Origin of the sequence: Streptococcus gwangjuensis, assembly GCF_028156745.1 — a bacterium.
In the GTDB taxonomy this organism is placed as follows: Bacteria; Bacillota; Bacilli; order Lactobacillales; family Streptococcaceae; genus Streptococcus; species Streptococcus gwangjuense_A.
In genome coordinates this window covers 85,962-98,495 of sequence record NZ_JAODJG010000038.1, presented here as the reverse complement: position 1 = coordinate 98,495, position 12,534 = coordinate 85,962, and the positions used below count along the sequence as shown (strand labels likewise).

The window sequence follows — 12,534 nt, the reverse complement described above, 5'->3', positions numbered from 1 at the left end:
ACTCTATTGACTTCTCTTTTTTTTGAAAAATCTTGACAACAAATTTACTCCACTTAATGCCACTAAAATGTCAATGGGTAAAAAATAGTAATCCCATATCAAATGAGAAATCAGCAATGTTAAAAATAGTATACAGTCAATATAACTATTCTGAAAATACTCTGTAATTACATAATACAGAAATACCACAACCATCAAAATTAAAATAACCATCATAATACTATCATCCTGTCCTTAATTTATTGTCATTTTTCCATCCCATTCATCAATAGCATTAAAAAATCCAATCAAGAAATGATTACCTACTCACGAACGCTATTTCCAATTTAATGTGGCATAGCTAGGATAGTGTTCTAACGATAGACAACTTCGTTTTTATCTCTTCGTCAGCTAGATAAGATATCCTTTCCCTACCTGATTTGATTTTAAAGAGAAGTAAGATTTAACCATATCTATCTCACTTCTTATTTTTAAATAATTCATACTCTTTTTCTCTGATAAAGGGAAGTGAAAAATTAGAAAAAATTAGTAGAATTGAAAACAGATATCCATCTTTTTGCATTGCTAAAACATAGCCTAAAAATAAATAGACAATCAAATCTAGTACAAAAAGAGAAAATATCCTCCTTTTCATTACCTCACTTGTCTTAAAGATTCTATTTAATAGAAACTTTATCATAGCATCTACACAAATTTTTATCAAAAAGATAAGAGCCAATACACGATTAGTAACTGTACCATGAAGAATAAATGGAAATATAGTTAATATAAAACTAGAAATCTCTAAATATTTTATCCAAGGAGATTGAGACATCTTACTTTTAAACTGACTGATTTTCCTATACTCGCTAGCTAATCTAGTATCAAAATCTTTACCAATTTTATTAAAGATTAAGAACTCCAGGATAAAAATACTGATTAATACGATATAAGTAGAAACGTTTCCTGGGAAAAATTTATTGATTAAAATTGGGAAACTAATTAACAGAATTGAGTTTATAGAAATCAAAATGGATACTATTTTATTCTTTACAGAGTATATAGGTAGCGATACTATTGAATAGAGAAACGCTAAAAAAATAAGCAAGAGATACTCAGTACTGCTAATTAGCGGCGCCCTCAATGATAAAAATAGATAGGCACCCCACACGATGATATGCGCTTTACGAATTGACTCTAGATTGCTCATCTACCTACTCCTAATATGTAAAGAGAATCCATTTTTAGTTCACATTCTCTTTCAAACAAGTCATAAGCATTTCATGATATTTCCTTCTTCTACATTAGGTAAAGTTGAAATACATTTTTTGCAAGTGAAAATATAATTGTTATTTAAAATCCCAAAAAGATCTATCCTTCTTCTAGACCTAAACCAAGTCAGATTAAAGATAAAAATATAATGATAGGGCTTTCTTTTATTTTAGACTACCATAAAACAAGGAATCTTTCAACAAAAGTCATTGGCAAACTACTATACCATACAATTGACAACCCAAATCTTTCAAAATAGAGCTATCCGAACTATCGAATGCTCTGTTTTCATAAATATCTATGTAAATCTAGACCTAGAATCCCTATAAACTAAATGTTTTTGCACCCTTCTAAGCCATTGATAAACTTAAATGTTAATTTTTGAAGAATTCTAAAGCTAGAATTACTCTAAACAAGGAAAACTAAGATATTCGAAACTTAGAAAAACACATACACACATCAACTACGACATTTACAATTCTTCTGATGTGCTTTGAGTTTTTTCAGAGCCCAGTTATAGTGACTGGAGGTACTACTGACAAAATAGGAACCTAGACTTGTACCTCCCGTCCACTTATAGATACCTTTGGTAAAGAGTTCGTCATTGCTAAAAACTTTTATCAACTCTAAAACCTCCCTATGTGATTGTTCTAGTAGCCTACTCGCTTCTTCTAAAGATGTTTTCTGGTGCTTCTTCCAAAAAGCGACATTCATTTCTCCATAAGTTTTCCAATTATAAGATTCAGGGAGAAAAAGTCTCTCGAGACCTTCTTGATTAGAATGTACCCAAGTCAAAAGTAACTGCTGCCATTCATAAAGATGAATCAGGACATCTCTTAGATTCTTATCCCTTTTCCAGTGAGCTTCTTTTTTCTTTGGGTCTCTTGATAAATCAAATGGAGTCTGTAGCTCATCTTCACTTAGTTGGGAGATGAAACGATTAAGCTTTTCATAGTTTTCCTTAGAGGCCAGTACTAGCTCCTCTTTTGTTTTAGGTCTTGGCATAGAGTTCTCCCTTCATATCTCTAGTTATTATTAGAGATTTTTTATCCTTTAAATCTCTATAACTTATCCTTTAATTTCTCAACAAAGAGATAGGCTGCTGGACAGGTCAAAGTATTCTTAATCGTCAAATGGTTGATTTGATGGATCTTTTTCCTGTCTGTATGAGGAAATTCACGACAGGCCTTTGGACGAACGTCATAGATGGAACAGAGATTATCTCCTCCTAGAAATGGACAAGGCATAGATTTGAAAACCTTGTCACCATCTTCATCTACCTGCAGAAACTCTGCTTCAAAAGCGGGTAATTTCATCTTAAAATACTTGGCGATTCGTGTAATATCCGCTTCTTTAAAGTCAGGTCCCAATGTCTTGCAACAGTTGGCACAGGCAGTGCAATCAATCTCCTCAAAAACTTCTTGGTGAATCTGTTGAGCTATCTTATCTAGATTTTTTGGTGGTTTTTTCTTTAGATTTGCTAAAATTTTACGGTGCTCCTTTTGCTTTTGCAAGGCTAGCTGGTGGTAATACTCAATATCAATTTCTTTAGACATAATTTCTTTCTAATTCACGTATTTTTGTCTATTATACCATAAACACTGCCCTTTTTTGCACCCTGAACATAAAAATAGCCCTTCGGATAAAATCCGAGGGGCTAGAAACGTTGTTAAATCAACGGCTGAACTTTTGAATTTCAAGGTTCAGGATAAAATAGTTCACTGAACTATTTTATTTTTTAAGGTTGTAGAATGATTTCAATCCACGGTATTCAGCTACTTCACCAAGTTGGTCTTCGATGCGAAGCAATTGGTTGTATTTAGCGATACGGTCTGTACGTGAAAGTGAACCAGTCTTGATTTGTCCTGCGTTAGTTGCAACTGCGATGTCAGCGATTGTTGAATCTTCAGTTTCACCTGAACGGTGTGATACAACGGCAGTGTAACCAGCTTCTTTAGCCATTTCGATAGCTTCAAAAGTTTCAGTAAGAGTACCGATTTGGTTAACTTTGATAAGGATTGAGTTAGCAGCACCTTCTTGGATACCACGTGCAAGGTAGTCAGTGTTTGTTACGAAGAAGTCGTCACCAACAAGTTGTACTTTCTTACCAAGACGTTCAGTAAGTGCTTTCCAACCATCCCAGTCGTTTTCATCCATACCATCTTCGATAGTGATGATTGGGTATTTGTTAACCAATTCTTCAAGGTAGTCGATTTGTTCTGCAGATGTACGAACAGCAGCGCCTTCACCTTCAAATTTAGTATAGTCGTAAACTTTACGTTCTTTATCGTAGAATTCTGATGAAGCACAGTCAAATCCGATAAATACGTCTTTACCTGGAACATATCCAGCAGCTTCGATCGCAGCAAGGATAGTTTCAACACCGTCTTCAGTTCCTTCGAAACGAGGAGCGAATCCACCTTCGTCACCTACGGCAGTTTCCAAACCACGTGATTTAAGGATTTTCTTAAGAGCGTGGAAGATTTCAGCACCGTAACGAAGAGCTTCTTTGAATGTTGGCGCACCAACTGGCAAGATCATGAACTCTTGGAAAGCAATTGGAGCGTCAGAGTGAGAACCACCGTTGATGATGTTCATCATTGGAGTTGGAAGAACTTTAGTGTTGAATCCACCAAGGTAGCTGTAAAGTGGGATTTCAAGGTAGTCAGCAGCAGCACGAGCTACAGCGATAGACACACCAAGGATTGCGTTTGCACCCAATTTACCTTTGTTAGGAGTACCGTCAAGAGCGATCATAGCACGGTCGATAGCTTGTTGATCACGTACATCGTAGCCAATGATAGCTTCAGCAATGATGTTGTTTACGTTGTCAACAGCTTTTTGTGTACCAAGACCACCGTAACGAGATTTGTCACCGTCGCGAAGTTCAACTGCTTCGTGTTCACCAGTAGAAGCTCCTGATGGAACCATACCACGTCCGAAAGCACCTGATTCAGTGTAAACTTCTACTTCAAGTGTTGGGTTACCGCGTGAGTCTAGGACTTCGCGAGCGTAAACATCAGTAATAATTGACATTTTTTACTCTCCTTATGAGTTAAATTTTTTACACCTCTATAATACCTTAAAACCCCTCCTTTTTCAAGAAAAAACGTTATCTTTGTGCAAATTTTCCTTAACTTTATAAAGTAATCGCTTTCTTTTGTCTGTTTTATTCTAACTTTTATGATATACTGTTTTCATGACAGATTTATCAAAACAATTACTTGAAAAAGCTCACGGTGGGCCAAAAATTAATCCGGATGAGCAAAGACGCTATCTTGGTACCTTTGAGGAAAGAGTTCTTGGGTATGCAGATATTGACACAGCAAATAGTCCTCAGTTAGAAAAAGGCTTTTTATCTATTTTAGAAAATCTTCAGGAAAAAGCAGAGCCACTATTTGTGAAGATTTCACCAACTATCGAATTTGACAAGCAAGTTTTCTACTTGAAAGAAGCAAAAGAAACTGATAGTCAAGCTACCATTGTATCTGAAGAGCATACTTCTTCTCCTTTTGGCCTGATTATCCATAGCAATGCACCAGTACAAGTAGAAGAAAAGGATCTTCGACTTGCTTTTCCAAAACTTTGGGAAGTTAAAAAGGAAGAACCAGCCAAAACATCCTTATGGAAGAAATGGTTTGGCTAAATCTTGCGCATATTTAATAAATTCCCTATATTGGCAGCCGTGTGCTCCAGATAGAGACTGGCATTTTTCAAACTATCTTCTATAGGTTCACTTTTCTCCAAAATTGAAAAAGCCGCTTGGATATTCTCAAATGGTAGGGAAGGTAAATCCTCAGCAATACTACCACAAATAGCAATGACAGGAACTCCGACAGGGGTTCTTTTTGCAACACCTATAGGCGCTTTACCTGCTAAACTTTGACGATCTAGCCTTCCTTCTCCTACAACTACCAAGTCAGCATCTAAAGCTTTCTTATCAAAGTTGATTAGGTTCAAGCAGGTATCAATTCCCGACACGATATTTGCCTGAGCAAAGTCACACAAACCGCCAGCAATGCCTCCACCAGCTCCAGCACCTTTAATTTCCAATGTTGGAGGTGAGACTTTTTCATAAAAATCTTGTATTGCCTGATCTACGACTGCAAACATAGTAGGATCTAGGCCTTTTTGTTTGCCAAAAGTGTAGGTCGCACCTTGATAACCACATAAGGGACTCACAACATCTGATAAAATACGAATTTGAACATCTTCAGGAATTTTATAGCGATTTTCTGTTGAAACAGAAGCTAAGTTTAATAAGGATTGACCGCAAGCCGGCAAGGCATTTCCATCCCTATCATAAAATTGATAGCCTAAACCAGCAGCAATCCCCAGTCCTCCATCATTACTGGCCGTACCACCAACGCCAATATAGATATCTTTAATCCCTTGAGCAATGAGATGGCGAATCAACTCTCCAATACCACAAGTTTGGATTTTCAGTGGATTTCGTTTCTCTAGCGGAATTTTTTCAAGGCCAACCAAGTCGGCTACTTCAAATAGTGCCAGTTGACCTTTTTGAAAATAGCGCATAGCTGCTTTTTGTCCAAAAGGTCCTGTCACTTGGATCCATTTTTTTTCTAGGGCAAGAGAATGTCGAATAGCATCTACAGTGCCTTCTCCACCATCACCAACAGGACAGAGGAGACATTCTACATCTGCTATCGATTGTTGGAAGCCTCTTTTAATAGCTTCAGCTACCTCTTCAGCCGTCAAGCTTTCTTTAAACGAATCTGGTGCAATTACAATCTTCATACTTTCCCTCATTCTAAAAAATCAATCAAAGGAAGAACTTCTAAAAAATCCCTCTTGTCAACATGATTCAGTATTTCTTTTTTGAGCACTTCTTTGGCACAAAAAGCAATTCCAAGTCCTGCTGACTTCAACATTAATAAGTCATTAGCCCCGTCACCGATTGCAATCGTTCTTTCTTTAGAAAGTTTTAGTTCCTTTCTCCATTGTTCCAGAGTCTCTTTTTTAACCTCGGGACTGATAATTTGTCCAATCAATTTTCCAGTTAAAAGACCATCTTTGACTTCGAGTTGGTTGGTAGAGAAATGGGCAATGCCAAGTGATTTTGCAAATCGATCAACTATTGGTGTAAAGCCCCCAGACACCAGACCAACTAGGATTCCATTATTTTGGAGAATAGAGATAAATATCTGTGCATTTGGCGTTAGATGAATAGTGTTGAAGACTTTATCAAAAACCGAAATAGGAAGACCTTCCAACAAGGAAACTCTTTTTCTTAAACTACTTTCAAAGTTCAACTCTCCTCTCATTGCCCGACTTGTAATCTGCGAAATTTCCTCCTCACGACCTGCCTCTCTACCCAAAAGATCAATCACTTCTTCTAGGATTAAGGTTCCATCAACATCCATAACACACAAACCTTTTACTTGAGACATCAGTTCTCCTCTCTAAATATCCTAAAAATCGTATGAAGTCATCATACGATTTTATCTATTAGTTAACTAAGCTTTGGTACAAGTCTAGGTATGACTTGCAGGCTGTATCCCATGAGAAGTCACACTCCATAGCTTGTTTTTGTAGATTTCTCCAAACATCAGGATGGTTTCTATACAAGTCCAATGCTGTTTGGAAAGTCCAATTTAACCAATAAGGAGATAGATTGTCAAAGCTAAAACCAGTACCACTTCCTTCGATTGGATTAAAGGCTTTAACGGTATCTCGCAAGCCACCAACTTCATGGACTAATGGCAAGGTTCCGTAACGCATAGCCATCATCTGAGACAAGCCACACGGTTCAAAACGACTCGGCATGAGGAAGAGGTCACAAGCAGCGTAGATTTCTTGAGCTAGTTTGACATCAAAAGTGATATTTGCTGATAGCTTGTCTGGATAGATTTGAGCAAACCATGAGAAAGCTCCTTCAAATGCTGGATCGCCAGTTCCCAAAAGAACAATCTGAACATCATTTTGCAAGATATGGTGAAGACTTTCGACCACCACATCAAAACCTTTTTGACGTGTCAAACGAGAAACAATTCCCACCAGTGGAACGTCAGCTCTAACTGGCAAGCCTACTCTCTCTTGCAATTTTGCCTTATTCTGGGCTTTACCAGACAAATCTTCCTGATTGAAATGATAGTCTAAAAGAGCATCCGTCTGAGGATTATACAGGTCAGCATCAATCCCATTTACGATACCAGAGACCTTACCAGACTCCATTCGAAGAATCTGATCCAAGTTACATCCGAACTGACTGGTCATAATTTCATGAGCATAGCTAGGCGAAACGGTTGAAACACGATCCGCATAGAGAATACCTGCCTTCATCCAGTTCAGACAGTTGTTCCATCGAAGGGTGCCATCAGCATAACGCTCAAAGCCAACTCCAAACAAATCCCATAACATTCCTTCTGAAAATTGTCCTTGGAATTCTAAATTATGAATGGTTAAAACTGTTTTAATGCCCTCATAGGCTTGAATCCAACGGTATTTTTCCTTCAACAAGAAAGGAATCATAGCTGTATGGTAGTCATGAACATGGAGAAGATCAGGAATAAAGTCAATCCTTTCCATAGCCTCAATGGCAGCAAGTTGGAAGAAAGCAAAGCGTTCTCCGTCATCAAAATCACCGTAAACATGCCCACGGAAGAAATAATATTGGTTGTCAATAAAGTAGAAGGTTACACCGTTTAAGACGGTTTTCTTAATTCCACAATACTGTCTGCGCCAACCAACACTCACCTCAAATTGAAGAAGATCTTCAATCTGATTTCCAAATTTAGCCTCTACCATATCATAGTAGGGGAGAATTACTGCAACTTCATGTCCCGCTTTTACCAGTGATTTTGGAAGAGCGCCAATGACGTCTCCCAAACCACCTGTTTTTGAAAAGGGTGCACCCTCAGCTGCTACAAATAAAATTTTCATGAATGAATATCCTCTGTTACTTTAGCACCTTTCTTAACCACAACTGGATGTTCTGCAGTTCCACGGATCACAACTCCATCCGCAATTTCCACACCCTTGTCCAAGATAGCATATTCGACCTGAGCACCTTCTCCAATAACAACACGAGGGAATAAGATGCTATCTTTAACCAAGCTATCCTTATGGACATGAATATTACGTGATAAAACAGAATTAGCCACTTGACCTTCAACAATACTACCAGAAGCAAACTGAGAAGTACTTACCTTAGATGTATTGGCATAGTAAGTTGGCTCTTCGTTTTTGACCTTTGTATAAATCTTTTGGTTTGGAGTAAAGAGAGAGTAGAATTTTTGAGATTCAAGCATATCGATATTCGCTTTATAATACGACTCTACAGAGTGAATGTTGGCTAGGTAGCCAGTGTACTCGTAGGCAAAAGCCCCTTCTTTTGCAGCCAAATCCCGTAAAACATAACGCAATTTCTCTGGATGTTCTTTCTTAGCTTCTTCTTCTAAGCGTTCAATCAACCACGGCGTATCAACAACAAAGATATCTGTAGACATATTGTAAACTTCGTCTGTTGATTTGCTATCAAAGAGTTTGTGAGAACGAACATGGTCAGTTTCATCCACTTCCAAGATTGCATTGACTTCTGAAATGTCTTTCTTAGCTAGTTTTTTATAAACTACAGTTATAGGCCCTTTTGTTGTACTGTGTAGGTGGAATACTTGATTCAAATCAATATTAATCAAAACATCACAGTTTAGTGAAACTGTTTGGTTTGAACCAGAACGCTTCAAATAAGTAAGAAGCTGTTGGTAGTATTCTTTTCCAACTGTACTACTTTCCACACGGGTATTGTAAATACCTAGATAGTAGTGGCTAAGAAGAGTTGACAAGCCCCACTCACGACCAGAACGGATATGGTCAAAGACTGAACTGATATTGTCTTGTTGGAAAATACCGAAAATACTACGGACACCTGCATTAGCAAGACTTGAAAGCGGGAAGTCGATCAAACGATATTTACCACCAAATGGCAAACTAGCTACTGGACGGTGGTCTGTCAGTGTTGACATATCATGAAAACCAACTGTGTTTCCTAAAATGGCAGAATATTTATCAATCTTCATCTGTTGCTACCCCCACTACTTCATCATATCCTACAACTTGTACTTCTTCTGTTCCATCAATTTCGACACCATCAGAAATAACTGCACCTTCACCAATAATGGCACGTTTGATTTTAGCTCCCTGACCAACAATTGCACCACTCATGATAACTGAATCTACTACTTCTGCCCCTTCGCGAACTTGCGCACCTGTTGAGAGGATAGAATGTTTAACAGTTCCATCTACGAAACAGCCATCAACAACCAAGGAATCTTCCACGTGAGCATTTGCCCCAAGGAAGTTTGGTGGTGAAATTAAGTTTCTTGAGTAAATCTTCCATTGACGGTTACGACTATCCAAGGCATTTTCTGGTGAAATATATTCCATGTTCGCTTCCCAAAGCGATTCAATCGTACCAACGTCTTTCCAGTAACCATTAAATTCGTAGGCATAAACACTTTCACCTGACTCAAGGTAATTTGGAATGACATTTTTTCCAAAGTCTGACATATCGACATTGCTCTTTTCAGCAGCAACGAGCATATTGCGGAGACGTTGCCAATCAAAGATATAAATCCCCATAGAAGCTTTGGTAGATTTAGGTTGAGCTGGTTTTTCTTCAAATTCAACAATACGATTGTTTGCATCTGTATTCATGATACCAAAACGGCTAGCTTCTTTCAGAGGAACATCAAGAACTGCGACTGTCAAACTGGCATTATTGTCCTTGTGTGACTGGAGCATATCATCATAGTCCATTTTGTAGATGTGGTCCCCAGACAGAATCAAGACATACTCAGGATTAACACTATCGATATAGTCGATATTTTGGTAAATAGCGTGGCTAGTCCCCTCAAACCAACGATTTCCTTCACTTGCAGAATAAGGTTGAAGAATAGAGACACCAGAATTGATACCGTCTAGTCCCCAGCTTGAACCGTTCCCAATATGGTTGTTGAGAGCAAGCGGTTGGTACTGTGTAATGACTCCAACATTGTTGATGCCTGAGTTGGCACAGTTTGAAAGAGCAAAGTCAATGATACGGTAGCGCCCACCAAATTGCACAGCTGGTTTTGCGATGCTTTGAGTGAGTTTACCGAGACGAGTTCCTTGCCCACCAGCAAGAATCAAAGCTAACATTTCATTCTTCATTTTCTACTCCTTTTTGGTTTTTACTTGTGACGGTTTTAGTAGGTTTCAAGCGGCGTTTGATTTTCCAAACACTTGCTCCCATAGCCGGTAGGGTAAAGGTCAAGGTCTGCTCATAATCTTTCCATAGTCCTTCTTGCGTTTGAACTGTTTGATTATGCTCTTTCCAGACGCCTCCCCACTCTTCTAACTCAGTATTCCAGACTTCTTCATAAATCCCTGCAACAGGAAGTCCGATTGTAAAATCTTTTCGTTCAACAGGTGCCATATTAAAGATACAGACTAACATATCATCCTTCTTACCCTTACGGATGAAGGAAAGAACACTCTGGTCTCTATTATCCGCATCGATGATTTCAATGCCATCATAACTATTATCAATTTCCCACAGACAGCGGTGGTCTTTGTAAAACTGATTTAGCTGAGAAGTGAAATACTTCATCTTAGCATTCATTGGATCTTCTAGATTAGACCATTCCAACTGTTCTTCAGATTTCCATTCTAGGAATTGCCCATATTCACTACCCATGAAGAGCAATTTTTTACCTGGGTGACAAATTTGGTAAGTGTAGAGATTGCGCAAGCCTGCGAATTGATTGTAGCGATCTCCCCACATCTTGTGCATCATACTCTTCTTGCCATGAACCACTTCATCGTGCGAGAATGGTAAGAGATAATTCTCCTTGAAGACGTACATAAAGCTGAAAGTCACCAGGTTAAAGTCATATTTACGATAAATCGGATCTTCTTCATAGAAACGGAGGATGTCATTCATCCAGCCCATATTCCATTTATAATCAAAGCCAAGACCATCTGAATCCTTGGTGTCAGTAATCTGTGTTGCAGATGAGCTTTCTTCTGCAATCATCATCACATCTGGATGAACTAGTTTAATCACATCATTCAAACGTTTTAAGAAATAATAACCCTCATAGTTGAGATTGCCACCATCTTTATTAGGTGTCCATGGAGCATCATCGTAGTCAAGATAGAGCATGTTGCTAACCGCATCCACGCGAATACCATCTAAATGATAAAAATCAATCCAAAACTTAATACTAGAAATCAAGAAGGACTGGACTTCATTCTTTCCAAGGTCAAAATTGAGTGCTCCCCAACCGTAGTTATGAGCCTTATTATGGTCTTGGTATTCAAAAGTCGGTGTTCCATCATAATAGGCCAAGGCATCATCATTGATAGTAAAGTGACCAGGTACCCAGTCTACAATAACGCCTATATTGTTTAAGTGACATTCCTCAACAAAATCTTGAAACTCTTCAGGACGACCATAGGCATGCTCAAGAGCAAAGTAACCCATAAGCTGATAGCCCCAACTCAAACCTAGTGGGTGAGACATCAGGGGCATAAACTCAATGTGAGTATAATTCATCTCAACCAAGTAAGGAATGAGTTCATCTTTCAATTGAGCAAAACTATAGGGGCTGCCATCAGGATTTCTCTTCCAAGAGCCAGCATGGGCCTCGTAAATATTAACAGGACGCTCTTCAAAGCTCAAGCGTTTTCTACGAGCTAACCAAAGTCCATCCTTCCATTTCTTTTCTGGAATATCTGTTAAAATAGCCCCAGTACCAGGTCGTGCCTCATATCGAACAGCCAAAGGGTCAATCTTCATCAGCTGATGACCATTTGCACGCGTGATATGGTACTTATAAATTTGGCCTTCTTGAGCAAGACTGGTAAAGACTTCCCAAACTCCAAATTCATTCCGTTCCATCGGAATTTGATTTTCAACCCAATTGGTGAAATCCCCTACTAAGTGAACAGCCTGAGCATTGGGTGCCCATACACGAAAAGTGTAGCCATACACACCATTTTTTTCTTCCCTATGAGCTCCCAGATAGTGCTGGAGGTGAAAATTTTCACCTGTCATAAAGGTTTTTAAAGCATTATTCTTATCCATACACCCTCCTAATTCTGTAAGCGTTTTCTATAGATTTATTATACTACCTTTTTAGGGAAGATTCAAGTAAATTACGGAATTTGCAAAAAAATTTTTTGAAAGTCTTCAACAAATTCACTGATGTGTTCACTTGTAAATCAAGAAATTTTCAGAAATGCTTTGAAAACGAATTGTTTTTTTATAATACTATCATA

The 12,534-nt window shown here is 38.2% G+C and carries 12 protein-coding genes; 1 reads left to right on the top strand and 11 read right to left on the bottom strand.

Features of this window, described 5'->3' with window-relative positions; all coding sequences use genetic code 11:
* Positions 1–3 precede the first annotated feature (3 nt).
* The 5 genes from N5909_RS07805 to eno form a co-directional block, all read right to left on the bottom strand.
* The gene (locus N5909_RS07805) at positions 4–216 is read right to left on the bottom strand and encodes a hypothetical protein (RefSeq protein WP_271631080.1); all 213 of its coding nucleotides are present in this window, start codon (positions 214–216) and stop codon (positions 4–6) included.
* Between the two features lie 241 nt (positions 217–457).
* Entirely contained in the window at positions 458–1,189 is a 732-nt protein-coding gene (locus N5909_RS07800) for a hypothetical protein (protein WP_033681761.1), read from the bottom strand.
* Positions 1,190–1,710: 521 nt separating this feature from the next.
* A complete protein-coding gene (locus N5909_RS07795; RefSeq protein ID WP_033681760.1) occupies positions 1,711–2,256 on the bottom strand; it encodes a ClbS/DfsB family four-helix bundle protein in 546 nt (181 codons plus the stop codon).
* Between the two features lie 56 nt (positions 2,257–2,312).
* Positions 2,313–2,807, bottom strand: coding sequence for a YkgJ family cysteine cluster protein (locus tag N5909_RS07790; RefSeq protein WP_000031466.1), 495 nt, complete (start codon positions 2,805–2,807; stop codon positions 2,313–2,315).
* A gap of 175 nt (positions 2,808–2,982) precedes the next feature.
* Positions 2,983–4,287, bottom strand: coding sequence for a surface-displayed alpha-enolase (gene eno / locus N5909_RS07785; protein ID WP_000022813.1), 1,305 nt, complete (start codon positions 4,285–4,287; stop codon positions 2,983–2,985).
* Positions 4,288–4,450: 163 nt separating this feature from the next.
* Here eno and N5909_RS07780 point away from each other — a divergent pair, with 163 nt between their 5' ends.
* A complete protein-coding gene (locus N5909_RS07780; protein WP_033681759.1) occupies positions 4,451–4,897 on the top strand; it encodes a YueI family protein in 447 nt (148 codons plus the stop codon).
* Here N5909_RS07780 and N5909_RS07775 read toward each other — a convergent pair.
* The 6 genes from N5909_RS07775 to glgB are packed head-to-tail and all read right to left on the bottom strand — an operon-like array spanning position 4,894 to position 12,340.
* A complete protein-coding gene (locus N5909_RS07775; protein WP_033681758.1) occupies positions 4,894–6,009 on the bottom strand; it encodes a glycerate kinase in 1,116 nt (371 codons plus the stop codon). The two genes, N5909_RS07780 and N5909_RS07775, sit on opposite strands and share 4 nt — an antisense overlap.
* Before the next feature lie 8 nt (positions 6,010–6,017).
* Entirely contained in the window at positions 6,018–6,662 is a 645-nt protein-coding gene (gene serB / locus N5909_RS07770) for a phosphoserine phosphatase SerB (protein WP_033681757.1), read from the bottom strand.
* Positions 6,663–6,720: 58 nt separating this feature from the next.
* A complete protein-coding gene (gene glgA, locus N5909_RS07765; protein ID WP_033681756.1) occupies positions 6,721–8,154 on the bottom strand; it encodes a glycogen synthase GlgA in 1,434 nt (477 codons plus the stop codon).
* Positions 8,151–9,290 carry a glucose-1-phosphate adenylyltransferase subunit GlgD gene (gene glgD / locus N5909_RS07760; protein ID WP_271631079.1) on the bottom strand — a complete coding sequence of 380 codons (1,140 nt, stop codon included), beginning with the start codon at positions 9,288–9,290 and terminating at the stop codon, positions 8,151–8,153. The genes glgA and glgD overlap by 4 nt, the downstream gene beginning before the upstream one ends.
* Entirely contained in the window at positions 9,280–10,422 is a 1,143-nt protein-coding gene (locus N5909_RS07755; RefSeq protein WP_020902830.1) for a glucose-1-phosphate adenylyltransferase, read from the bottom strand. Before N5909_RS07755 ends, glgD begins: the two co-directional genes overlap by 11 nt.
* A complete protein-coding gene (glgB, locus tag N5909_RS07750) occupies positions 10,412–12,340 on the bottom strand; it encodes a 1,4-alpha-glucan branching protein GlgB (protein WP_271631078.1) in 1,929 nt (642 codons plus the stop codon). Before glgB ends, N5909_RS07755 begins: the two co-directional genes overlap by 11 nt.
* Positions 12,341–12,534: the final 194 nt, after the last annotated feature.

Excerpts from the sequence above, each read along its gene's own strand:
- glgD (WP_271631079.1), bottom strand. The coding sequence starts at position 9,290 with ATGAAGATTGATAAATATTCTGCCATTTTAGGAAACACAGTTGGTTTT.
- N5909_RS07775 (WP_033681758.1), bottom strand. The coding sequence starts at position 6,009 with ATGAAGATTGTAATTGCACCAGATTCGTTTAAAGAAAGCTTGACGGCT.
- N5909_RS07800 (WP_033681761.1), bottom strand. The coding sequence starts at position 1,189 with ATGAGCAATCTAGAGTCAATTCGTAAAGCGCATATCATCGTGTGGGGT.
- glgB (WP_271631078.1), bottom strand. The coding sequence starts at position 12,340 with ATGGATAAGAATAATGCTTTAAAAACCTTTATGACAGGTGAAAATTTT.
- N5909_RS07795 (WP_033681760.1), bottom strand. The coding sequence starts at position 2,256 with ATGCCAAGACCTAAAACAAAAGAGGAGCTAGTACTGGCCTCTAAGGAA.
- glgA (WP_033681756.1), bottom strand. The coding sequence starts at position 8,154 with ATGAAAATTTTATTTGTAGCAGCTGAGGGTGCACCCTTTTCAAAAACA.
- N5909_RS07790 (WP_000031466.1), bottom strand. The coding sequence starts at position 2,807 with ATGTCTAAAGAAATTGATATTGAGTATTACCACCAGCTAGCCTTGCAA.
- N5909_RS07780 (WP_033681759.1), top strand. The coding sequence starts at position 4,451 with ATGACAGATTTATCAAAACAATTACTTGAAAAAGCTCACGGTGGGCCA.
- N5909_RS07755 (WP_020902830.1), bottom strand. The coding sequence starts at position 10,422 with ATGAAGAATGAAATGTTAGCTTTGATTCTTGCTGGTGGGCAAGGAACT.
- N5909_RS07805 (WP_271631080.1), bottom strand. The coding sequence starts at position 216 with ATGATGGTTATTTTAATTTTGATGGTTGTGGTATTTCTGTATTATGTA.
- eno (WP_000022813.1), bottom strand. The coding sequence starts at position 4,287 with ATGTCAATTATTACTGATGTTTACGCTCGCGAAGTCCTAGACTCACGC.
- serB (WP_033681757.1), bottom strand. The coding sequence starts at position 6,662 with ATGTCTCAAGTAAAAGGTTTGTGTGTTATGGATGTTGATGGAACCTTA.